Genomic DNA, 19,368 nt, shown 5'->3' on the forward strand with positions numbered 1-19,368 from the left:
CCTCTCAAACACACGGGAACGGGCCCGCACCCCGAGGGGTACGGGCCCGCACACGAGATTCGTCGGAACGCTTACGCGTCCTTCGACTCCTCGGCGGCGTCCTCGACCTTGGTCTCCTCGACCTTGGCCTCGTCGGCCTCCTTGACGGCGCGCTTGGCGGCGGCCTCGGCCTCGGCGACGGTCGCCTTCTTGGCGATCTCGCCCTCGACCAGCTCGATCACGGCCATCGGGGCGTTGTCGCCACGACGGTTGCCGATCTTGGTGATGCGGGTGTAGCCACCCGGGCGCTCGGAGTAGCGCGGGGCGATCTCGGTGAAGAGCGTGTGGACGACGCCCTTGTCCGTGATCGTCTGCAGCACCAGGCGACGGTTGTGGATGTCGCCCTTCTTGGCCTTGGTGATCAGGCGCTCGGCGACCGGACGCAGGCGGCGGGCCTTGGCCTCGGTCGTGGTGATGCGGCCGTGCTCGAAGAGGGACTTCGCCAGGTTGGCGAGCAGCAGACGCTCGTGAGCGGCGCTGCCACCGAGGCGGGCACCCTTGGCGGGACGCGGCATGGTGTTTCTCCTTCTGATCTGCACCGGCCGTATGAGGTACCGATGTCAGTGTCCGGGCGGGCGGACTGCCCGCCGGAAACCCGGAGCGCGAGGCCCCGGAAGTCTTGGGTGCGCCCCCGGCGGACCGGACCCGTCAGGGTCCCGTACCGCCGGGGGCGACGGGTACTGCTCAGTACTGCTCGGTCTCCACGAAGCCCGCGTCCGCGTCGTCGTCGGCGCCGAAGGCGTCGGCGGCGGCGGTCGGGTCGAATCCGGGCGGGCTGTCCTTGAGGGCCAGGCCCATGCCGGCCAGCTTCGCCTTGACCTCGTCGATCGACTTCGCACCGAAGTTGCGGATGTCGAGCAGGTCGGCCTCGGAGCGCGCCACGAGCTCACCCACGGAGTGGATGCCCTCACGCTTGAGGCAGTTGTACGAACGAACGGTGAGCTCGAGCTCCTCGATCGGCAGCGCCAGGTCGGCGGCCAGGGCGGCGTCCGTCGGGGACGGGCCCATGTCGATGCCCTCGGCGTCGATGTTGAGCTCGCGCGCCAGACCGAACAGCTCGACCAGGGTCTTACCGGCGGACGCCATGGCGTCACGGGGGCGCATGGCCTGCTTGGTCTCGACGTCGACGATCAGCTTGTCGAAGTCGGTGCGCTGCTCGACACGGGTCGCCTCGACCTTGTACGTGACCTTGAGCACCGGCGAGTAGATGGAGTCGACCGGGATACGGCCGATCTCCTGGCCCACCTGCTTGTTCTGCACGGCGGAGACGTAGCCGCGACCGCGCTCGACGGTCAGCTCCATCTCCAGCTTGCCCTTGCCGTTGAGCGTGGCGAGCACCAGGTCGGGGTTGTGCACCTCGACACCGGCCGGCGGGGCGATGTCAGCAGCGGTGACCAGGCCGGGACCCTGCTTGCGCAGGTACATCACGACCGGCTCGTCGTGCTCCGAGGAGACGACCAGCTGCTTGATGTTCAGGATGAGGTCGGTGACGTCCTCCTTGACGCCCGGCACGGTGGTGAACTCGTGCAGGACACCGTCGATGCGGATGGACGTGACCGCCGCACCCGGGATCGAGGAGAGGAGCGTACGACGGAGGCTGTTGCCGAGCGTGTAGCCGAAGCCCGGCTCCAGGGGCTCGATGACGAACCGCGAGCGGAATTCGTCGACGACCTCTTCGGTCAGCGAGGGACGCTGAGCGATCAGCATGGTGTGAATCCTTCGGTTGTGGACGCCCACTATTTGACGTCCGACAGAGGTACTACCAAGGGTACGGGCGGCACGCCTCCGAAGAGCCGTACCGCCCATCCCTCAAAACAACCGTCACCGGTCGTCGTGCGTCAGACGCGACGACGCTTCGGCGGACGGCAGCCGTTGTGCGGCGTGGGGGTGACGTCCTGGATCGAACCGACCTCGAGGCCCGTGGCCTGGAGGGAGCGGATCGCGGTCTCGCGGCCGGAGCCCGGACCCTTGACGAAGACGTCGACCTTGCGCATGCCGTGCTCCTGCGCGCGGCGAGCGGCCGACTCGGCGGCCATCTGCGCGGCGAACGGGGTCGACTTGCGCGAGCCCTTGAAGCCGACGTGGCCGGCGGAGGCCCAGGAGATCACGTTGCCCGAGGGGTCCGTGATCGAGACGATCGTGTTGTTGAACGTGCTCTTGATGTGCGCGTGGCCGTGAGCGACGTTCTTCTTTTCCTTGCGGCGCACCTTCTTGGCAGCGCCCTGACGACCCTTGGGGGGCATCTATATCTCCTACGGGAGGTGGTCGGTCCTACAGCGAAGACCGTGTGGTCAAGCGTCCGCTGAGGACTACTTCTTGCCCGGCTTCTTCTTGCCGGCGATGGCGCGACGCGGGCCCTTGCGGGTACGGGCGTTCGTGCTGGTGCGCTGACCGTGGACCGGCAGGCCACGACGGTGGCGCAGACCCTGGTAGCAGCCGATCTCGACCTTGCGGCGGATGTCGGCCTGGATCTCGCGGCGGAGGTCACCCTCGGTGCGGAGGTTGGCGTCCACGTACTCGCGGATCTTGACCAGGTCCTCTTCGGCCAGGTCACGAACGCGGGTGTTCGGGTTCACGCCGGTGGAGGCGAGGATCTCCTTGGACCGGGTGCGCCCGATACCGAAGACGTAGGTGAGTGCGATCTCCACGCGCTTTTCGCGCGGGATGTCAACACCGGAAACGCGTGCCATTCAATGGCTCCTGTGTGTTCGGGGGTCTGCCACAGAGCCGCTCCCGGGCCGCCGTATGAGGTACAGCTCGGGTCCCCGGCCCCCACCGGAGGTGCCGCCGACCCTTGCGGGCTGGGCGGGCTCTGCGTATGTACGTATTGCTTGCGTCGCGCGAAGAACTGCGAAATGCAGGTCGGTCGGCGTGCGTCAGCCCTGGCGCTGCTTGTGGCGCAGGTTGTCGCAGATGACCATGACCCGACCGTGACGGCGGATCACCTTGCACTTGTCGCAGATCTTCTTGACGCTCGGCTTGACCTTCATGGGTGTGAGGTTCTCCGGGTCAGTGCCACCACCCGCGCACGGAGGCGGGGTGCGGGCAAGATCTACTTGTAGCGGTAGACGATCCGGCCACGCGTCAGGTCGTACGGAGAGAGCTCCACGACGACCCGGTCGTCCGGGAGGATTCGGATGTAGTGCATCCGCATCTTGCCGGAGATGTGCGCGAGGACCTTGTGACCGTTCTGGAGCTCCACCTTGAACATGGCGTTCGGGAGGGACTCGATCACGGTGCCCTCGATTTCGATGGCACCTTGCTTCTTGGCCACGCTTCGCCTTTCGAATCGGCTACCTTGATCGACTCTCGATCCGCATGCGGACACACGGGTACACGAGAGCCGACGCATCAGTCTACGTCAGGCCCCTGGAAAAGACGAATCCGGGAAGAATGCCCACCTCGGAAGATCCTTACGCAAGGAGCCTCGCCGCAAGTAGGGGCCTGCTACGCCTGAGGATCCGCGCTACGCCAGGGGATCCGGCGCCGCCACGACGCCCAGCTCGGCGAGCTTCGCCTTGCCGCCGTCGGGCGAGGTGAGGACCAGGGGGCCCTCCTCGGTGAGCGCCACCGAGTGCTCCCAGTGCGAGGACCAGGTGCCGTCCGTCGAGACGACCGTCCAGTCGTCCGCCAGGACCTCCGTACGCGGCGTGCCGAGCGAGACCATCGGCTCGATCGCCAGGCAGAAGCCGGGGACCAGCTTCGGGCCCTTGCCGCGCTTGCGGGAGACGTAGTTCAACAGGTGCGGGTCCATGTGCATCTCGGTGCCGATGCCGTGGCCGCCGTAGTCCTCGACGATGCCGTACTTGCCGCCGCCCGGCTTCGGCTGGCGGCGGATGTACGTCTCGATCGCCCGGGAGATGTCCACCAGCCGGTTGCCGTTCTTCATCGCGGCGATGCCGGCCCACATCGACTCCTCGGTCACCCGGGAGAGCTCGATCAGCTCCGGAGCGTGGCCCGAGCCCACGAACGCCGTGTACGCGGCGTCGCCGTGCCAGCCGTCGATGATCGCGCCGGCGTCGATGGAGATGATGTCGCCGTCCTTGAGGACGGTCTTCTCGTCCGGGATGCCGTGGACGACGACCTCGTTCACCGAGGTGCAGATCGTCGCGGGGAATCCGCCGTACCCGAGGAAGTTCGACTTCGCCCCGTGGTCCGCGATCACCTTCCGGGCGACCTCGTCCAGGTCCTTCGTCGTCGCACCCGGCACGGCCGCCTCACGGGTCGCCGCGTGGATGGCGGCGACGACCAGCCCCGCCTCGCGCATCTTCGCGATCTGCTCGGGGGTCTTGATCTGCACCATCGTGGCGGGGGCCTTTCCTTGCGCGTACACGGGACAGGACAACGATACGGCCGCGGCGCCCCTGCGGGGCACCGCGGCCGTATCGACAGCGTCAGTACATCGGGACCGAGGTCAGTCCTTCTTCAGCGCGGCCATCGCGCGCCCGGTGACCTCGTCCACCTTGCCGAGCGCCGAGATCGTCACGACCAGGTTCTGCGCCCGGTAGTAGTCGATGATCGGCTCGGTCTGGGTGTGGTAAACCTCCAGGCGCCGACGGACGGTCTCCTCGGAGTCGTCGTCGCGCTGGTAGAGCTCGCCGCCGCACACGTCACACACGCCCGCGGCCTTCGGCGGGGTGTACGTGACGTGGAAGACGTGCGCGCTGTCGTTGCGGCAGATGCGGCGACCCGCGATCCGCTTCACGACCTCGTCCTCGGGGACCTCCAGGTCCAGGACCGCGTCCAGCTGCATGTCCTCGGCCTTGAGGACAGTGTCCAGAGCCTCGGCCTGGGCCACGTTCCGCGGGAACCCGTCCAGCAGGAAGCCGTTGACGGCGTCCGGCTGCTCCATCCGGTCCTTGGCCATCCCGATGGTCACCTCGTCCGGGACAAGGTCGCCGGCGTCCATGTACGCCTTGGCCTTGAGACCCAGCTCCGTGCCCTGCGAGATGTTGGCGCGGAACAGGTCACCCGTGGAGATGTGCGGAATGTCCAGGTTCTTGGCAAGGAACGCGGCCTGCGTGCCCTTGCCCGCACCGGGCGGTCCGACGAGGACGATTCGCATCAGCGGAGGAACCCTTCGTAATTGCGCTGCTGGAGCTGGCTCTCGATCTGCTTCACGGTCTCCAGCCCCACACCCACGATGATGAGGATGCTCGTCCCGCCGAACGGGAAGTTGGCATTGGCGCCACCGAAGCCTGCCAACGCCATCGTCGGCACAAGAGCGATCAGACCCAGATACAGCGAGCCCGGCCAAGTGATCCGGTTGAGCACGTAGCTCAGGTACTCGGCAGTAGGTCGACCAGCCCGGATACCCGGGATGAAGCCACCATACTTCTTCATGTTGTCGGCAACTTCCTCGGGGTTGAACGAGATCGCCACATAGAAGAAGGCGAAGAACACGATCAGGAGGAAGTACGTCGCGATGTAGTAGGGGTGGTCACCCTTGACGAAGTGGGCTTCGATCCAGGTCTTCCACCCCGCGGTGGAGTTCGAGAACTGCGCGATCAAGGCCGGGATGTAGAGCAGCGACGAGGCGAAGATGACAGGAATCACACCCGCCTGGTTCACCTTGAGCGGGATATAAGTGGACGTTCCGCCGTAGGACCTGCGGCCGATCATGCGCTTCGCGTACTGCACCGGGATACGGCGCTGGGCCTGCTCGACGAAGACGACGAGGGCCACCATCACGAAGCCGATCAGGATGACGGTGCCGAACTCGATCCAGCCCTTGGCGAGCTTGCCGCTCTCCTTGATGGCCCACAGGGCGCCCGGGAAGCCGGCGGCGATCGAGATGAACATCAGGATGGACATGCCGTTGCCGATGCCGCGGTCGGTGATGAGCTCACCGAGCCACATGACGACGGCGGTACCGGCGGTCATCGTGATGACCATGGTGGCGATGGTGAAGATCGACGGGTCCGGAACGACCTGGTTGGCCACCGTGCAGCCGCTGAACAGCGCACCGCTCTTGGCGGTGGCGACGAGACCGGTGCCCTGAAGGATGGCGAGGGCGATCGTCAGATAACGCGTGTACTGCGTGATCTTCGCGGTGCCCGACTGCCCCTCCTTCTTGAGGGCTTCCAGACGCGGAATCACGACGGTCAGCAGCTGCAGGATGATGCTCGCCGTGATGTACGGCATGATGCCGAGCGCGAAGATGGTGATCTGCAGCAGCGCCCCGCCACTGAACATGTTCACCAGGCCGAACAGGGAGTTGTTGCCCTGGCTCGCCTGGTCCACACACTGCTGTACGGCCTTGTAGCTGACACCGGGGACGGGGATGTGTGCCCCGAGCCGGTACAGCACGACGATGCCGAGCGTGAAGAGCAGCTTCTTGCGCAGGTCGGGCGTCTTGAACGCCCGGGCGAACGCGGTGAGCACGGTGCCTCCTGCGACCCCCGCGCCATGCGCGCCAGAGGTGACGGTCTTGAGGTTCGACGAATAGGTACCAGTCAAAAACCGTGCGGGCATACCGCACGGAGCATAGACAGTGCACGCCACCTTACCGGCGGACATGCCCCCCTAGGAACGACCAACCGGGGATGCCCCTTTTGGGAGGCATCCCCGGTCGGATGTTCAGGCCATCGAGTCGTCTCAGACGAGCTCGGTGACGGTGCCGCCGGCGGCGGCGATCTTCTCCTTGGCGGAGCCGGAGACGGCGTCGACCGTCACCTGCAGCGCCACGGAGACCTCGCCGGTGCCGAGCACCTTGACGAGCTGGTTCTTACGAACCGCACCCTTGGCGACCAGATCGGCCACCGTGACCTCGCCACCCTGCGGGTAGAGCGCGGCCAGCTTGTCCAGGTTCACGACCTGGTACTCGGTGCGGAACGGGTTCTTGAAGCCCTTGAGCTTCGGGAGACGCATGTGGAGGGGCATCTGCCCACCCTCGAAGCGCTCCGGAACCTGGTAGCGGGCCTTGGTGCCCTTCGTACCACGACCGGCCGTCTTACCCTTCGACGCCTCACCACGACCCACACGGGTCTTGGCGGTCTTGGCGCCCGGGGCGGGACGGAGGTTGTGGACCTTCAGCGGGTTGTTCTCCGCCATGTCAGTCGACCTCCTCGACCGTCACGAGGTGGCGGACGGTGTGCACCATTCCGCGGAACTCGGGGCGGTCCTCCTTGACGACCACGTCGTTCAGGCGCTTGAGCCCGAGCGAACGCAGGGTGTCGCGGTGGTTCTGCTTGCTGCCGATGTACGACTTCGTCTGCGTGATCTTGAGGCGAGCCATTACGCACCCGCTCCCGCACGCGCACGAAGCAGAGCCGCGGGGGCGACGTCCTCGAGGGGCAGACCACGGCGAGCCGCGATCTCCTCGGGACGCTGCAGGCCCTTCAGGGCCTCCACGGTCGCGTGCACGATGTTGATCGCGTTGTCGGAGCCGAGCGACTTCGACAGGATGTCGTGAACGCCGGCGCACTCGAGCACGGCACGCACCGGGCCACCGGCGATAACACCGGTACCGGGGGAAGCCGGCTTGAGCAGGACGACGCCCGCGGCCTTCTCGCCCTGGATCGGGTGCGGGATGGTGCCCTGGATGCGCGGAACCTTGAAGAAGTTCTTCTTGGCTTCCTCGACACCCTTGGCGATGGCCGCGGGAACTTCCTTGGCCTTGCCGTAACCGACACCTACGGTGCCGTCACCGTCGCCCACCACGACCAGCGCGGTGAAGCTGAAGCGACGACCACCCTTGACAACCTTGGCGACGCGGTTGATCGCGACAACGCGCTCAACGTACGCGGTCTTCTCGGCGGCAGCGCCACCGTCGCGGCCCTTCCGGTCCCGCCGCTCGCCGCCACCGGCACCGCTTCCGCGGCGCTGGGGTCCAGCCATTGGATTACCTCTCTCTGTTACGTCCGTTAGTCCCGGAACCGGGGCTTAGAACTTCAGCCCGGCTTCGCGGGCGGCGTCAGCCAGAGCGGCAATGCGCCCGGCGTACCTGTTGCCACCACGGTCGAACACGACAGTCTCGACACCCGCGGCCTTGGCGCGCTCGGCGACAAGAGCGCCGACCTGCTTGGCCTGCGCCGACTTGTCACCCTCGCCACCACGGATCGACGCGTCCAGGTTCGACGCGGACGCAAGGGTGTGACCCTTGAGGTCGTCGATGACCTGAGCGGTGATACCGCGGTTGGAACGCGTCACGACGAGGCGCGGACGCTCCGCCGTACCCGACACGTTCTTGCGGATGCGGATGTGGCGGCGGGCCTTGGCCGCACGCTTGTAAGCGTCGCCCTTGGCGATCTTCACACCGTATGCCATGGCTTACTTACCAGCCTTTCCGACCTTGCGGCGGATGACCTCGCCGGCGTACTTGACGCCCTTGGCCTTGTACGGGTCGGGCTTCCGCAGCTTGCGGATGTTCGCCGCGACCTCGCCGACCTTCTGCTTGTCGATGCCCTCGACCGAGAACTTGGTCGGCGACTCGACCTTGAAGGAGATGCCCTCGGGCGCCTCCACCAGGATCGGGTGGCTGTAGCCGAGCTGGAACTCCAGGTTGGAGCCCTTCGCGGCAACGCGGTAACCGACACCGCTGATCTCGAGCGCCTTCACGTACCCCTGGGTCACACCGGTGATCATGTTGGCCACCAGCGTGCGGGACAGGCCGTGCAGGGCCTTGTTCTGACGCTCGTCGTTCGGACGGGTGACGTTCAGAACGCCGTCCTCGCCCTTAACGATCTCGATCGGCGCGGCGACGGTGTGGCTCAGGGTGCCCTTGGAACCCTTAACCGTGACCGTGCGGCCCTCGATGGTGACGTCCACGCCGGCGGGAACCGTGATGGGGAGCTTGCCAATACGCGACATTAGCTATTCCTCCGTTCCCGACTACCAGACGTAGGCGAGGACTTCCCCACCCACGCCCTTCTTCTGCGCCTGCTGGCCGGTCAGGAGACCGTGGGACGTGGAGATGATCGCCACGCCCAGGCCGCCGAGAACCTTCGGCAGGTTGGTGGACTTCGCGTAAACCCGGAGGCCCGGCTTCGAGATCCGCTTGATGCCCGCGATGGAGCGCTCACGGTTCGGACCGAACTTGAGCTCGAGAACGAGGTTCTTGCCGACCTCGGCGTCCTCGACCTTCCAGCCCGTGATGAAGCCCTCCTGCTGGAGGATTTCCGCGATGTGAGACTTGATCTTGCTGTGCGGCATCGTCACGGAGTCGTGGTACGCCGAGTTCGCGTTACGCAGACGCGTGAGCATGTCTGCGATCGGATCAGTCATGGTCATGAATTGGCCTTCGGCCTCTCTCGCCGGGGTTTCCTGTATGCGCCATCCCTCTCCCCACACAGGGGCGGGACGGGTGCGGCGCGGGGACCTACGGCGTAGTAAGTCGTACGGGCGGCAGACGCCCAACCCCCCTAGCCTAAGCCATGGAGGGGTGGGCCTCTGCCAACCCTCTGCTTACCGAGAGACTCCGGTTATCCCGTAAGTACGGGGATTACCAGGAGCTCTTGGTCACGCCCGGCAGCTCGCCACGGTGAGCCATCTCACGAAGGCACACGCGGCACAGGCCGAACTTGCGGTACACGGAGTGGGGACGACCACAGCGCTGGCAGCGCGTGTAGCCACGCACGCCGAACTTGGGCTTGCGGGCAGCCTTCGCGATGAGAGCCTTCTTCGCCATCTCGCTTACGCCTCCTTGAACGGGAAGCCGAGGTGACGGAGAAGGGCGCGGCCCTCAGCGTCGTTGGTCGCCGTGGTGACCACGGTGATGTCCATACCCCGGACACGGTCGATCTTGTCCTGGTCGATCTCGTGGAACATGACCTGCTCCGTGAGACCGAAGGTGTAGTTGCCACGCCCGTCGAACTGCTTGGGGGACAGACCACGGAAGTCGCGGATGCGCGGAAGCGCGAGCGACAGGGTGCGGTCGAGGAACTCCCACATGCGGTCGCCACGGAGGGTGACGTGCGCACCGATCGGCTGACCCTCACGCAGCTTGAACTGCGCGATGGACTTGCGGGCCTTGGTGACGGCCGGCTTCTGACCGGTGATCGTGGTGAGGTCGCGGATGGCGCCCTCGATCAGCTTGGAGTCGCGGGCGGCGTCGCCCACACCCATGTTGACCACGACCTTGACGAGGCCGGGGATCTGCATGACGTTCTCGTAGGAGAACTCCTCACGCAGCTTGCCCGCGATCTCCTCGCGGTACTTCGTCTTGAGACGCGGAGTGGTGGTGGTAGCCATCAGATGTCCTCACCCGTCCGCTTGGCAACGCGGATCTTGTTGCCCTCGTCGTCGAAGCGGTAACCGACGCGCGTGACGACCTTCTTGCCGTCCTTCTCAACGACCAGCTGGACGTTGGAGACGTGGACCGGCGCCTCGGTCGTGACGATGCCACCGGCCTGCGAGGGGCCGGCCTTGGTGTGCTTCTTGACCCGGTTGACACCCTCGACCAGGACGCGGTTCTCGCGGGGGAAGGCCGTGATGACCTTGCCCTGCTTGCCCTTGTCCTTACCGGTGATGACCTGGACCAGGTCGCCCTTCTTGATCTTCATGCTTACAGCACCTCCGGCGCGAGCGAGATGATCTTCATGAACTTCTTCTCGCGCAGCTCACGGCCCACCGGGCCGAAGATACGGGTGCCGCGAGGGTCGCCGTCGTTCTTGAGAATGACAGCGGCGTTCTCGTCGAAGCGGATGTACGAGCCGTCCTGGCGGCGGCGCTCCTTGACGGTGCGAACGATGACCGCCTTGACGACGTCACCCTTCTTCACGTTGCCACCGGGGATCGCGTCCTTGACGGTGGCGACGATGACGTCACCGATGCCCGCGTAGCGGCGACCGGAACCACCGAGAACACGGATGCAAAGGATCTCCTTGGCACCAGTGTTGTCGGCGACACGCAGTCGCGACTCCTGCTGGATCACGTCTATCTCCTGATTGTCTGCCGGTTCCCGGCGGGGGCCCGTCCCTTACGGAACGGAGCCCCCACCGAGCCTGGCGGAACTGACCTGAGGGAAACCCCTCAGGTGATTACTTGGCCTTCTCGAGGATCTCGACGACGCGCCAGTGCTTCGTCGACGACAGCTTCCGGGTCTCCATCAGGAGGACGCGGTCGCCGATGCCGGCAGCGTTCTGCTCGTCGTGAGCCTTGAGCTTGTTCGTACGGCGAATGACCTTGCCGTACAGCGCGTGCTTGACGCGGTCCTCGACGGCGACGACGACGGTCTTGTCCATCTTGTCGCTGACGACCAGGCCCTCACGGACCTTGCGGGCGTTGCGCTCGGTCTTCTCAGTCACGTTGCTCTCGCTCATCAGGCGCTCTCCACCGTCTCGATGCCCAGCTCGCGCTCACGCATCAGGGTGTAGATCCGCGCGATGTCCTTGCGGACGGACTTGAGCCGTCCGTGGTTCTCGAGCTGGCCCGTCGCCGCCTGGAAGCGGAGGTTGAACAGCTCTTCCTTGGCCTCGCGGAGCTTGGCGACAAGCTCCTCGTTGCCCAGCTCGCGCAGCTCGGACGCCTTGGTACCGGCGGTCATCACAGCTCACCTGCTTCGCGCTTGACGATCTTGCACTTCATCGGCAGCTTGTGGGCCGCACGGGTCAGGGCCTCGCGCGCGATCTTCTCGTTCGGGTAGGACAGCTCGAACATCACCCGACCGGGCTTGACGTTCGCGATCCACCACTCCGGCGAACCCTTACCGGAACCCATGCGGGTCTCGGCAGGCTTCTTGGTCAGCGGGCGGTCCGGGTAGATGTTGATCCAGACCTTGCCGCCACGCTTGATGTGGCGGGTCATCGCGATACGAGCCGCCTCGATCTGGCGGTTGGTCACGTACGCCGGAGTGAGGGCCTGAATGCCGTACTCGCCGAACGCAACCTGCGTACCACCCTTGGACATACCGCTGCGCTTCGGGTGGTGCTGCTTGCGGTGCTTGACCCTACGGGGGATCAGCATTTCGGTCAGGCCTCCGTTCCGGTGCTCTCAGCCGGAGCAGCGGCGGCGGGAGCGTCGGCCTTGGGGGCCTCGGCTGCCGGCGCGGACTGCTGCGGCTTGCGACCGCGACCGCCACGCTCGCCACCACGGCCACCACGGCCGGCGGGGCGCTCAGCGCCACCGCGGGCCGGACGGTTGCCGGCGCGGGCAGCGGCGTTCTCGGCGCGGACCTCGGCGATGTTCTTGACGTCGCCCTTGTAGATCCAGACCTTCACGCCGATGCGGCCGAAGGTCGTCTTGGCCTCGAAGAAGCCGTAGTCGACGTTCGCGCGGAGCGTGTGCAGGGGCACGCGGCCCTCGCGGTAGAACTCCGAGCGGGACATCTCGGCGCCGCCGAGGCGACCGCCGCACTGGATCTTGATGCCCTTGGCGCCGGCCTTCATCGTGCCCTGCATGCTCTTACGCATGGCGCGACGGAAGGAGACGCGGGAGGAGAGCTGCTCGGCAACGGCCTGAGCAACCAGCTGAGCGTCCATCTCGGGGTTCTTGACCTCGAGGATGTTCAGCTGGACCTGCTTGCCCGTGAGCTTCTCGAGGTCGCCGCGGATGCGGTCGGCCTCGGCGCCACGGCGGCCGATGACGATGCCGGGACGAGCGGTGTGGATGTCCACCCGCACGCGGTCACGGGTGCGCTCGATCTCAACCTTCGAGATGCCGGCGCGCTCCATGCCGGACGTCATCATCCGACGGATGGCGACGTCTTCCTTGACGTAGTCCTTGTACAGCTTGTCGGCGTACCAGCGGGACTTGAAGTCCGTGGTGATGCCGAGCCGGAACCCATGCGGGTTAACCTTCTGGCCCATTACCGGGTTCCTTCCTTGCTGCTGACGACCACGGTGATGTGGCTGGTCCGCTTACGGATCCGGTAGGCACGGCCCTGAGCACGCGGACGGAACCGCTTCAGGGTCGGGCCCTCATCCACGAACGCCTCGCTGATGTACAGCGAAGAGGCGTCACTGTGGTCGTAGTTGTGCGCGGCGTTGGCGATGGCGCTGTCAAGCACCTTGCCGACCGGCACGCTCGCGGCCTGCGGGGCGAAACGCAGGACCGCCTGAGCCTCCGTGGCATCCATGCCACGGATAAGGTCCACCACACGGCGGGCCTTCATGGGCGTAACGCGGATGTACCGCGCCTGGGCCCTGGCTTCCATGGTTGTCCTTCCAGTGTCTGTCATGGTCATTCCACCCCGCTACTAGCGGCGCTTCGACTTCCGGTCGTCCTTCACGTGACCCCGGAAGGTGCGCGTCGGCGAGAACTCGCCGAGCTTGTGGCCGACCATCGACTCGGTGACAAACACCGGAATGTGGGTCTTGCCGTTGTGCACCGCGATCGTGTGGCCGAGCATGGCCGGGATGATCATCGAGCGACGGGACCAGGTCTTGATGACGTTCTTGGTACCGGCTTCGTTCTGAGCGTCCACCTTCTTCACGAGGTGGCCGTCAACGAAGGGTCCCTTCTTGAGACTGCGCGGCATCTAAACCCGCTCCTAGCGCTTCTTGTTCGTCTTGCGGCGGCGGACGATGTACTTGTTCGAAGCCTTCTTCGGCGAACGAGTACGACCCTCCTTCTGACCCCACGGGGAGACCGGGTGGCGACCACCGGAGGTCTTGCCCTCACCACCACCGTGCGGGTGGTCGACCGGGTTCATCGCCACACCGCGAACGGTCGGGCGAACGCCCAGCCAGCGCTTGCGGCCGGCCTTGCCCCAGTTGATGTTCGACTGCTCGGCGTTGCCGACCTCACCAATGGTGGCGCGGCAGCGGGCGTCGACGAGACGGATCTCACCGGACGGCATACGAAGGTGGGCCATCGTGCCCTCCTTCGCCAGCAGCTGCACGGAGGCACCCGCGGAACGGGCGAACTTGGCGCCACCGCCGGGACGGAGCTCGATCGCGTGGATCGTGGTACCGACCGGGATGTTGCGGAGGGCCAGGTTGTTGCCGGGCTTGATGTCGGCCGTGGGGCCGTTCTCAACCCGGTCGCCCTGCGAGAGACCACGCGGGGCGATGATGTAGCGCTTCTCGCCGTCCGCGTAGTGGAGCAGCGCGATGCGAGCGGTGCGGTTGGGGTCGTACTCGATGTGAGCGACCTTGGCCGGCACGCCGTCCTTGTCGTGACGACGGAAGTCGATCACGCGGTAGGCGCGCTTGTGGCCACCGCCCTGGTGACGGACGGTCACACGACCGGTGTTGTTACGGCCACCCTTGCTGTGCAGCGGGCGGACCAGCGACTTCTCCGGCGTGGACCGCGTGATCTCGACGAAGTCGGCTACGGAGGAGCCACGGCGGCCCGGCGTAGTCGGCTTGTACTTGCGGATTCCCATTTCTCAGTCCTCGTCCGATTCCGGACGACTCGACCGCCGTCAGGCGGTCGGGCCGCCGAAGATGTCGATACGGTTGCCCTCGGCAAGGGTCACGATGGCGCGCTTGGTGTTGGCGCGCTTGCCGAAACCGGTGCGGGTGCGCTTGCGCTTGCCCTGCCGGTTGATCGTGTTGACCCCGGTGACCTTGACCGAGAAGACCGCCTCGACGGCCTGCTTGATCTGAGTCTTGTTGGCGCCGGGCGCAACGATGAACGTGTACTTGTTCTCGTCGAGCAGCGCGTAGCTCTTCTCGGAAACAACCGGCTTGACGAGGATGTCACGCGGGTCCGTGAAGGTCTTGCTGGTGATCGTGGCCTCGGACATCAGGCCTCGCTCCCTTCGTTGTCAGCGGCCTTGGGGCCAGACACGAAGGACTCGAGGGCGGCCTGGGTGAAGACCACGTCGTCGGATCGCATCACGTCGTACGTGTTCAGCTGGCCCGGCTCCAGGATGTGCACCTGGGGCAGGTTGCGGGCGGACAGCCACGCGGCCTCGTCGGAGCGCTCGGCGACCAGGAGCAGGTTCTTGCGCTCCGAGATCTTGCCGAACAGCGTCTTGGCGGCCTTGGTGGAGATGTCACCCTCGACCACGCCGGAGACGACGTGGATGCGGGAGTGGTTCGCCCGGTCGGAGAGGGCACCGCGGAGGGCGGCGGCCTTCATCTTCTTGGGGGTCCGCTGCGAGTAGTCACGCGGCACGGGACCGTGCACGACGCCACCACCGGCGAACTGCGGGGCGCGGGTCGAACCCTGGCGGGCGCGGCCGGTGCCCTTCTGGCGGTACGGCTTCTTGCCACCACCGCGGACCTCGCCACGCGTCTTGGTCTTGTGGGTGCCCTGGCGGGCAGCCGCAAGCTGCGCGACGACGACCTGGTGGATCAGCGGGATGCTGATCTTGGCCTCGAAGATCTCGGCCGGGAGCTCGACGGTCCCGGTCTTGTCGCCGGAGGGCGACAGAATGTCAATGGTGCTCATATCCTCAGGCCCCCTTGGCCGCGGTGCGGACCAGGACGAGGCCGCCGTTCGGACCAGGAACCGCACCCTTGATCAGGAGCAGGCCCTTCTCCGCGTCAACGGCGTGAACGGTCAGGTTCTGGGTGGTCACGCGCTCGTTGCCCATGCGGCCGGCCATGCGCATGCCCTTGAAGACACGGCCCGGGGTGGCGCAGCCACCGATCGAACCGGGCTTGCGGTGCACGCGGTGGGCACCGTGGGAGGCCTTGCCACCACGGAAGTTGTGGCGCTTCATGACACCGGCGAAGCCCTTGCCCTTGCTCTTACCGGTGACGTCGACCTTCACGCCGGCCTCGAAGACCTCGGCGGTGATCTCCTGGCCGAGCGTGTACTCGGAGGCGTCAGCGGTGCGGAGCTCCACCAGGTGGCGGCGCGGGGTGACGTCGGCCTTGGCGAAGTGACCCTTGAGGGGCTTGTTCACCTTGCGCGGGTCGATCTCGCCGAAGGCGATCTGGACCGACTCGTAGCCGTCGGTGTCGTTCGTACGCACCTGGGTGACGACATTCGGACCGGCCTTGACGACGGTCACCGGGACGACCCGGTTGTTCTCGTCCCAGACCTGCGTCATGCCGAGCTTCTCGCCCAGGATGCCCTTGATGTTCTTAGCCATCTCGCGCGTCACCTCAGAGCTTGATCTCGATGTCGACGCCCGCCGGCAGGTCGAGGCGCATGAGCGAGTCAACCGTCTTCGGCGTGGGGTCGAGGATGTCGATGAGGCGCTTGTGCGTGCGCATCTCGAAGTGCTCGCGCGAGTCCTTGTACTTGTGCGGCGACTTGATGACGCAGTACACGTTCTTCTCAGTGGGCAGCGGCACCGGGCCCGCGACCGACGCACCAGTGCGGGTCACCGTCTCGACGATCTTCTTCGCCGAGGAGTCGATGACCTCGTGGTCGTAGGCCTTGAGCCGGATGCGGATCTTCTGTCCCGCCATGGCTACTCAGTAGTCCTTTGTCTTGGTTAACGCTCTGGACTCGGGGGTTCTCGTGACTCTGTCTCCGACCCACGCGGTCGGGCGTGTCGCACTCCCTCTACGCAGAAATCCCTAAGGATCTCCCAACCAAGGGGGTGCGGTCCCAGAACCGCGAGCCGGGGGCAGAACACCCACCGAGTGCCTGGTCGGCACCCCGCTGACGCTTCCCGGAAGATTCCCGTACGTCCGCTCCTGAAAAGGAGCGACGAGTACTGTGGGACTCGCTTCCGGTCCCCCCGACGGGAGGCGCGCAGCATCGGCACTCAACCGAGCAACCCCGACAGTCTGCCATACGCGGGCATCCGACCGCCAATCGGGGCGGAAGACTGTACCCCACGTCACGTGCGGCTACGCGCGGGGCGCGAGGTGGGGTTCGGCCGGACTGGTCAGACCCGGGAAGAAGGGCGCGGCGACGGTGGGTGGGCCCTCGTCCACAGGCGGCCGCTGCCACGCCGTCGCACCCGCCAGCCACGCGGCGAAGCCGCCGAGGACGAGCGCGGCGGCGCCCCCGACGAGTGCGGCCCGGCGTCGGCGCGCCGCACGATCCCGTCGCAGGGCGTCCTCCCGGGCCGGATCTTCGCGCTCCGCGCGCAGGCGGGCGACGAATTCCGTGGGTTCGATCGACATGCTGCTCCCCCCTTGGTCTTCCTGGATCCGGTCAGGTGCGCGTGACAGTGCCGCATGCCTTCGGCAGGTCGGCGAGGTCCTTGCTGCGGTCGTACGGATCGATCTCCGGCCCTCCCGGGAGCGGCGCCGCGTTGATCAGGTCCTCGCTGAACTGCGGATGCAGGAACCCGTCCCCGTCCCTGGCGCAGTCGCTGTTCCCGGCGGACTCGTCCATCCGCAGCACGTACAGCAGGCCTCGCGTCGTCATGATCTTGGCCGGGTCGTAGAGGGCGAACGCCATCTGACGGCGGACGACGGTACGGGCCACCTCGTCGAAGCCGGGCCGGGTCTTCACCAGCGGATAGACGAAGGTGTAGTCGACGTGGACCTGAACCTCGCCGCTCCGCTCGCCTGCCTCGAAGGTCATCCGCCCACGGGCCTTGACCACGTCACCGGCGAGCCGCACCTCGGCCGGGTCGAATCGGCTGAACAGCCCCAGCGGATCGTTGTTCTCGTCCGGCTCGTCGAGCGAACGGTGGATGTACGCGCGGACGTCCTTCTGCAGGGGATCGAGCAGCTTGATCGCGCCGGTCGGCCGCTCCCCGCGCAAGGTGGCCTTGTCCAGGTTCGCGGCTACGAGGAACCGCTTGACCGAGTCGAGCGCGTGGGCGACCTCCTCCGAGGACATCCCCCCGACGGCCTTGGCCCGCGGTACCTCGATGCCCGCGGCTCCGTTCGCCCACCCGAGAGCCGGCGATCCCTTGAACGGCTCCTTCAGCGTGGGGTGGTCCGGGAACACCTCCGAGGACGGGGGCGCGGTGGGACGTGCGGTCTCCGCGGCCAGGGGGGCGGTCTCCCCCGGACCGCCGAACCCCTCGGGCAACCGGTCGGTGATCAGGTCCGGGCGCAGGGCGAGCAGCAGGAGACCGGCGGCCAAGGTGATCCCGACAACGCCTTTGACCTGGCGCCGGGCCCTACCCCGACCGTTCATCTCCCGCCAGGCGGGCCCGGTCCGCCAGCCCTCCGGCTCGTGCCGCACCGGCCGCCGCCGGAACCCTCGACGGCGGGGCTCCGGTACGGAGCCGGAACCGACCCCGTCCTTCCGCGCCGCCTCGACGAACGCAGCCCATTCCTCATCGGAGACCGACGGGTCCCTGTCGCTCATGTTCCCCACCCCTGATCGCACGTGCGGTCCGGAGGGTGTCACGGGGCGTGGCAGCGGGTTCGGGCAGGTCGGGCTTGTTGATCATTCCGTGATCGACGGAGGCTCAGCCCTCGCCTCGGGGCCCAGGCAACGCAAGCCGGTCTGGGCGGAGATCGGGCTCACGAGCCGCGAGCACCTGGCGAAGTGACGGGTCTCCGACGCCCTCGGTGCGACCGTGCCCCGCGAACTTCTGGTTTCGGCCGCCCTCGCTCCGAGTGTGGCGGGCTCCACCAGCGCCTCAAGGGCGCTCCTCCGTCGCGTCGGCTTCGCCGATTCCGCTCCGCTCCACCCCTTGACCCGCCGCCTCCACCCGCCTTTTCACACTCGGAGGGCGGCCGGGGGGCGTGGCCACGCGGGCGCGGAGTTCGCGGCCGGGCGGGGATCGGCGCGTGCGGCCTCGTGGGTGGGACTGCGCAGCCGTGGAATGGGGCGGCGCGGCAGCGGCTCAGCGTGTTGCCGCAGGTGGGAAGCCGGGCCTCATGCACCGCTGGTCACTGCCCGGTGGGTGGTGCGCCCCGGGCGAACGAGGTCCGCCCGGCTCGGCGACTGCGGCCCGGATCGCCGGGCCGGGCCCCATCACCGGGGGGCCTACCGCCTCTCCGCATGACCGTAAGTCCGCCCTACTCTCGGTATCTCACCGACCGAAAGCCATATAGGCGGTCAAATACCCCACCGGGGTGCGGTAATGGCGGAGTTAGGGTCACCGCCCGCCAACCGAGTGGGCATCGCTTGCCCGGATATCCCGACCCGCCCAAGCACACCACCACCGGACGGCGACCGGCGGGGCATGAGGCCCGGACGCCCACGGCGGTCGGACGCTGAGCCGGTGCCGTCACCGCCCCATTCCACGGCTGCGCAATCCCGCCCGCGCGCCCGCAGGCGCCGATCTCAGCCCAGCCAAAAGGGAGTTGCCGCGCGGCCACGCCCCCCGGCCGCCCTCCGAGTGTGAAAAGGCGTCCGGAGCCGGGCGGTCAAGGGTGGGCGAAGCCCATCGCGCAGCGACGCGACGAAGGAGCGCCCTTGAGGGGCCGGCGGAGGGCGCCACACTCGGAGCGAGGGCGGCCGAACCAGAAGCCCGCATGAGCCAGAACCCCGACCGCCCCCCACCGAGCGGGACCGCGTCGCGGGCGGCCGCGACGCGGTGACCCACGACGCATAAAGACCAAAGAAACAGGAGCAGAAATACCCCTCCCAACCCCTCCAGCCTCCCCGCCGCTCACCCGTCACTCA

General features: G+C 66.9%; 32 protein-coding genes. All 32 read right to left on the reverse strand.

The window, feature by feature from the left end; genetic code table 11:
- Positions 1-71: 71 nt before the first annotated feature.
- Complete coding sequence (gene rplQ / locus ABZ939_RS25105; RefSeq protein ID WP_361859328.1) at positions 72-554, reverse strand: 50S ribosomal protein L17; 483 nt, start codon at positions 552-554, stop codon at positions 72-74.
- A 169-nt stretch (positions 555-723) separates the two neighbouring features.
- Positions 724-1,746, reverse strand: coding sequence for a DNA-directed RNA polymerase subunit alpha (locus ABZ939_RS25110; RefSeq protein WP_003966937.1), 1,023 nt, complete (start codon positions 1,744-1,746; stop codon positions 724-726).
- Between the two features lie 131 nt (positions 1,747-1,877).
- Positions 1,878-2,282 (reverse strand): 30S ribosomal protein S11, encoded by a 405-nt coding sequence (rpsK, locus tag ABZ939_RS25115; RefSeq protein ID WP_003956432.1) that lies wholly within the window; start codon positions 2,280-2,282, stop codon positions 1,878-1,880.
- A gap of 66 nt (positions 2,283-2,348) precedes the next feature.
- A complete protein-coding gene (gene rpsM, locus ABZ939_RS25120; protein WP_146481856.1) occupies positions 2,349-2,729 on the reverse strand; it encodes a 30S ribosomal protein S13 in 381 nt (126 codons plus the stop codon).
- A gap of 186 nt (positions 2,730-2,915) precedes the next feature.
- A complete protein-coding gene (gene rpmJ / locus ABZ939_RS25125) occupies positions 2,916-3,029 on the reverse strand; it encodes a 50S ribosomal protein L36 (RefSeq protein WP_003956441.1) in 114 nt (37 codons plus the stop codon).
- A 62-nt stretch (positions 3,030-3,091) separates the two neighbouring features.
- Entirely contained in the window at positions 3,092-3,313 is a 222-nt protein-coding gene (gene infA, locus ABZ939_RS25130) for a translation initiation factor IF-1 (protein ID WP_003956442.1), read from the reverse strand.
- A gap of 192 nt (positions 3,314-3,505) precedes the next feature.
- Positions 3,506-4,342, reverse strand: a complete 837-nt coding sequence (gene map, locus ABZ939_RS25135) for a type I methionyl aminopeptidase (RefSeq protein ID WP_361859331.1) — start codon at positions 4,340-4,342, stop codon at positions 3,506-3,508.
- Between the two features lie 111 nt (positions 4,343-4,453).
- Positions 4,454-5,104: an adenylate kinase gene (locus ABZ939_RS25140; RefSeq protein ID WP_361859334.1), complete on the reverse strand. Its 651-nt coding sequence runs from the start codon at positions 5,102-5,104 to the stop codon at positions 4,454-4,456.
- Entirely contained in the window at positions 5,104-6,423 is a 1,320-nt protein-coding gene (gene secY / locus ABZ939_RS25145; RefSeq protein ID WP_361859394.1) for a preprotein translocase subunit SecY, read from the reverse strand. The genes ABZ939_RS25140 and secY overlap by 1 nt, the downstream gene beginning before the upstream one ends.
- A gap of 213 nt (positions 6,424-6,636) precedes the next feature.
- Positions 6,637-7,092, reverse strand: a complete 456-nt coding sequence (gene rplO / locus ABZ939_RS25150) for a 50S ribosomal protein L15 (protein ID WP_137993928.1) — start codon at positions 7,090-7,092, stop codon at positions 6,637-6,639.
- Between the two features lies 1 nt (position 7,093).
- Positions 7,094-7,276 carry a 50S ribosomal protein L30 gene (rpmD, locus tag ABZ939_RS25155; protein WP_005313525.1) on the reverse strand — a complete coding sequence of 61 codons (183 nt, stop codon included), beginning with the start codon at positions 7,274-7,276 and terminating at the stop codon, positions 7,094-7,096.
- Positions 7,276-7,878 carry a 30S ribosomal protein S5 gene (gene rpsE, locus ABZ939_RS25160; protein ID WP_015035588.1) on the reverse strand — a complete coding sequence of 201 codons (603 nt, stop codon included), beginning with the start codon at positions 7,876-7,878 and terminating at the stop codon, positions 7,276-7,278. The genes rpmD and rpsE overlap by 1 nt, the downstream gene beginning before the upstream one ends.
- 45 nt (positions 7,879-7,923) lie before the next feature.
- On the reverse strand, positions 7,924-8,307 hold the full coding sequence (gene rplR, locus ABZ939_RS25165) for a 50S ribosomal protein L18 (RefSeq protein ID WP_351793016.1): 384 nt from the start codon (positions 8,305-8,307) through the stop codon (positions 7,924-7,926).
- 3 nt (positions 8,308-8,310) lie between these two features.
- Positions 8,311-8,850 carry a 50S ribosomal protein L6 gene (gene rplF, locus ABZ939_RS25170; RefSeq protein WP_137993930.1) on the reverse strand — a complete coding sequence of 180 codons (540 nt, stop codon included), beginning with the start codon at positions 8,848-8,850 and terminating at the stop codon, positions 8,311-8,313.
- A 21-nt stretch (positions 8,851-8,871) separates the two neighbouring features.
- On the reverse strand, positions 8,872-9,270 hold the full coding sequence (gene rpsH, locus ABZ939_RS25175) for a 30S ribosomal protein S8 (RefSeq protein ID WP_006347222.1): 399 nt from the start codon (positions 9,268-9,270) through the stop codon (positions 8,872-8,874).
- Between the two features lie 211 nt (positions 9,271-9,481).
- On the reverse strand, positions 9,482-9,667 hold the full coding sequence (locus tag ABZ939_RS25180) for a type Z 30S ribosomal protein S14 (protein WP_003948630.1): 186 nt from the start codon (positions 9,665-9,667) through the stop codon (positions 9,482-9,484).
- Positions 9,668-9,672: 5 nt separating this feature from the next.
- Positions 9,673-10,230 carry a 50S ribosomal protein L5 gene (gene rplE / locus ABZ939_RS25185; RefSeq protein WP_260229393.1) on the reverse strand — a complete coding sequence of 186 codons (558 nt, stop codon included), beginning with the start codon at positions 10,228-10,230 and terminating at the stop codon, positions 9,673-9,675.
- The gene (gene rplX, locus ABZ939_RS25190) at positions 10,230-10,541 is read right to left on the reverse strand and encodes a 50S ribosomal protein L24 (RefSeq protein ID WP_015035583.1); all 312 of its coding nucleotides are present in this window, start codon (positions 10,539-10,541) and stop codon (positions 10,230-10,232) included. Before rplX ends, rplE begins: the two co-directional genes overlap by 1 nt.
- 2 nt (positions 10,542-10,543) lie before the next feature.
- Positions 10,544-10,912, reverse strand: coding sequence for a 50S ribosomal protein L14 (gene rplN, locus ABZ939_RS25195; protein WP_003956455.1), 369 nt, complete (start codon positions 10,910-10,912; stop codon positions 10,544-10,546).
- 106 nt (positions 10,913-11,018) lie between these two features.
- Positions 11,019-11,300 (reverse strand): 30S ribosomal protein S17, encoded by a 282-nt coding sequence (rpsQ, locus tag ABZ939_RS25200; RefSeq protein WP_024755411.1) that lies wholly within the window; start codon positions 11,298-11,300, stop codon positions 11,019-11,021.
- Complete coding sequence (gene rpmC / locus ABZ939_RS25205) at positions 11,300-11,524, reverse strand: 50S ribosomal protein L29 (protein WP_028797851.1); 225 nt, start codon at positions 11,522-11,524, stop codon at positions 11,300-11,302. The genes rpsQ and rpmC overlap by 1 nt, the downstream gene beginning before the upstream one ends.
- Positions 11,524-11,943, reverse strand: coding sequence for a 50S ribosomal protein L16 (gene rplP / locus ABZ939_RS25210; RefSeq protein WP_015035580.1), 420 nt, complete (start codon positions 11,941-11,943; stop codon positions 11,524-11,526). The genes rpmC and rplP overlap by 1 nt, the downstream gene beginning before the upstream one ends.
- 5 nt (positions 11,944-11,948) lie before the next feature.
- Entirely contained in the window at positions 11,949-12,785 is an 837-nt protein-coding gene (gene rpsC / locus ABZ939_RS25215) for a 30S ribosomal protein S3 (protein WP_361859339.1), read from the reverse strand.
- Entirely contained in the window at positions 12,785-13,132 is a 348-nt protein-coding gene (gene rplV / locus ABZ939_RS25220; RefSeq protein ID WP_041662774.1) for a 50S ribosomal protein L22, read from the reverse strand. The genes rpsC and rplV overlap by 1 nt, the downstream gene beginning before the upstream one ends.
- Positions 13,133-13,174: 42 nt before the next feature.
- A complete protein-coding gene (gene rpsS, locus ABZ939_RS25225) occupies positions 13,175-13,456 on the reverse strand; it encodes a 30S ribosomal protein S19 (RefSeq protein WP_015035577.1) in 282 nt (93 codons plus the stop codon).
- Between the two features lie 12 nt (positions 13,457-13,468).
- The gene (rplB, locus tag ABZ939_RS25230; RefSeq protein ID WP_046908246.1) at positions 13,469-14,305 is read right to left on the reverse strand and encodes a 50S ribosomal protein L2; all 837 of its coding nucleotides are present in this window, start codon (positions 14,303-14,305) and stop codon (positions 13,469-13,471) included.
- Positions 14,306-14,344: 39 nt separating this feature from the next.
- On the reverse strand, positions 14,345-14,668 hold the full coding sequence (gene rplW, locus ABZ939_RS25235) for a 50S ribosomal protein L23 (protein WP_352188385.1): 324 nt from the start codon (positions 14,666-14,668) through the stop codon (positions 14,345-14,347).
- A complete protein-coding gene (rplD, locus tag ABZ939_RS25240; RefSeq protein WP_361859342.1) occupies positions 14,668-15,318 on the reverse strand; it encodes a 50S ribosomal protein L4 in 651 nt (216 codons plus the stop codon). Before rplD ends, rplW begins: the two co-directional genes overlap by 1 nt.
- A 4-nt stretch (positions 15,319-15,322) precedes the next feature.
- Complete coding sequence (gene rplC / locus ABZ939_RS25245; protein ID WP_361859345.1) at positions 15,323-15,967, reverse strand: 50S ribosomal protein L3; 645 nt, start codon at positions 15,965-15,967, stop codon at positions 15,323-15,325.
- Positions 15,968-15,980: 13 nt separating this feature from the next.
- The gene (rpsJ, locus tag ABZ939_RS25250; RefSeq protein ID WP_003948644.1) at positions 15,981-16,289 is read right to left on the reverse strand and encodes a 30S ribosomal protein S10; all 309 of its coding nucleotides are present in this window, start codon (positions 16,287-16,289) and stop codon (positions 15,981-15,983) included.
- 387 nt (positions 16,290-16,676) lie between these two features.
- A complete protein-coding gene (locus ABZ939_RS25255) occupies positions 16,677-16,955 on the reverse strand; it encodes a hypothetical protein (RefSeq protein WP_361859348.1) in 279 nt (92 codons plus the stop codon).
- Positions 16,956-16,986: 31 nt separating this feature from the next.
- Positions 16,987-18,099, reverse strand: a complete 1,113-nt coding sequence (locus tag ABZ939_RS25260; RefSeq protein ID WP_361859351.1) for a hypothetical protein — start codon at positions 18,097-18,099, stop codon at positions 16,987-16,989.
- Positions 18,100-19,368 lie beyond the last annotated feature (1,269 nt).

This window comes from Streptomyces sp. NPDC046712, from assembly GCF_040645695.1.
GTDB lineage: Bacteria > Actinomycetota > Actinomycetes > Streptomycetales > Streptomycetaceae > Streptomyces.

Excerpts from the sequence above, each read along its gene's own strand:
- rplQ (WP_361859328.1), bottom strand. The coding sequence starts at position 554 with ATGCCGCGTCCCGCCAAGGGTGCCCGCCTCGGTGGCAGCGCCGCTCAC.
- ABZ939_RS25110 (WP_003966937.1), bottom strand. The coding sequence starts at position 1,746 with ATGCTGATCGCTCAGCGTCCCTCGCTGACCGAAGAGGTCGTCGACGAA.
- rpsK (WP_003956432.1), bottom strand. The coding sequence starts at position 2,282 with ATGCCCCCCAAGGGTCGTCAGGGCGCTGCCAAGAAGGTGCGCCGCAAG.
- rpsM (WP_146481856.1), bottom strand. The coding sequence starts at position 2,729 with ATGGCACGCGTTTCCGGTGTTGACATCCCGCGCGAAAAGCGCGTGGAG.
- rpmJ (WP_003956441.1), bottom strand. The coding sequence starts at position 3,029 with ATGAAGGTCAAGCCGAGCGTCAAGAAGATCTGCGACAAGTGCAAGGTG.
- map (WP_361859331.1), bottom strand. The coding sequence starts at position 4,342 with ATGGTGCAGATCAAGACCCCCGAGCAGATCGCGAAGATGCGCGAGGCG.
- ABZ939_RS25140 (WP_361859334.1), bottom strand. The coding sequence starts at position 5,104 with ATGCGAATCGTCCTCGTCGGACCGCCCGGTGCGGGCAAGGGCACGCAG.
- rplO (WP_137993928.1), bottom strand. The coding sequence starts at position 7,092 with ATGGCGGAGAACAACCCGCTGAAGGTCCACAACCTCCGTCCCGCCCCG.
- rpmD (WP_005313525.1), bottom strand. The coding sequence starts at position 7,276 with ATGGCTCGCCTCAAGATCACGCAGACGAAGTCGTACATCGGCAGCAAG.
- rpsE (WP_015035588.1), bottom strand. The coding sequence starts at position 7,878 with ATGGCTGGACCCCAGCGCCGCGGAAGCGGTGCCGGTGGCGGCGAGCGG.
- rplR (WP_351793016.1), bottom strand. The coding sequence starts at position 8,307 with ATGGCATACGGTGTGAAGATCGCCAAGGGCGACGCTTACAAGCGTGCG.
- rplF (WP_137993930.1), bottom strand. The coding sequence starts at position 8,850 with ATGTCGCGTATTGGCAAGCTCCCCATCACGGTTCCCGCCGGCGTGGAC.
- rpsH (WP_006347222.1), bottom strand. The coding sequence starts at position 9,270 with ATGACCATGACTGATCCGATCGCAGACATGCTCACGCGTCTGCGTAAC.
- ABZ939_RS25180 (WP_003948630.1), bottom strand. The coding sequence starts at position 9,667 with ATGGCGAAGAAGGCTCTCATCGCGAAGGCTGCCCGCAAGCCCAAGTTC.
- rplE (WP_260229393.1), bottom strand. The coding sequence starts at position 10,230 with ATGGCTACCACCACCACTCCGCGTCTCAAGACGAAGTACCGCGAGGAG.
- rplX (WP_015035583.1), bottom strand. The coding sequence starts at position 10,541 with ATGAAGATCAAGAAGGGCGACCTGGTCCAGGTCATCACCGGTAAGGAC.
- rpsQ (WP_024755411.1), bottom strand. The coding sequence starts at position 11,300 with ATGAGCGAGAGCAACGTGACTGAGAAGACCGAGCGCAACGCCCGCAAG.
- rpmC (WP_028797851.1), bottom strand. The coding sequence starts at position 11,524 with ATGACCGCCGGTACCAAGGCGTCCGAGCTGCGCGAGCTGGGCAACGAG.
- rplP (WP_015035580.1), bottom strand. The coding sequence starts at position 11,943 with ATGCTGATCCCCCGTAGGGTCAAGCACCGCAAGCAGCACCACCCGAAG.
- rpsC (WP_361859339.1), bottom strand. The coding sequence starts at position 12,785 with ATGGGCCAGAAGGTTAACCCGCATGGGTTCCGGCTCGGCATCACCACG.
- rplV (WP_041662774.1), bottom strand. The coding sequence starts at position 13,132 with ATGGAAGCCAGGGCCCAGGCGCGGTACATCCGCGTTACGCCCATGAAG.
- rpsS (WP_015035577.1), bottom strand. The coding sequence starts at position 13,456 with ATGCCGCGCAGTCTCAAGAAGGGACCCTTCGTTGACGGCCACCTCGTG.
- rplB (WP_046908246.1), bottom strand. The coding sequence starts at position 14,305 with ATGGGAATCCGCAAGTACAAGCCGACTACGCCGGGCCGCCGTGGCTCC.
- rplW (WP_352188385.1), bottom strand. The coding sequence starts at position 14,668 with ATGTCCGAGGCCACGATCACCAGCAAGACCTTCACGGACCCGCGTGAC.
- rplD (WP_361859342.1), bottom strand. The coding sequence starts at position 15,318 with ATGAGCACCATTGACATTCTGTCGCCCTCCGGCGACAAGACCGGGACC.
- rplC (WP_361859345.1), bottom strand. The coding sequence starts at position 15,967 with ATGGCTAAGAACATCAAGGGCATCCTGGGCGAGAAGCTCGGCATGACG.
- rpsJ (WP_003948644.1), bottom strand. The coding sequence starts at position 16,289 with ATGGCGGGACAGAAGATCCGCATCCGGCTCAAGGCCTACGACCACGAG.
- ABZ939_RS25255 (WP_361859348.1), bottom strand. The coding sequence starts at position 16,955 with ATGTCGATCGAACCCACGGAATTCGTCGCCCGCCTGCGCGCGGAGCGC.
- ABZ939_RS25260 (WP_361859351.1), bottom strand. The coding sequence starts at position 18,099 with ATGAGCGACAGGGACCCGTCGGTCTCCGATGAGGAATGGGCTGCGTTC.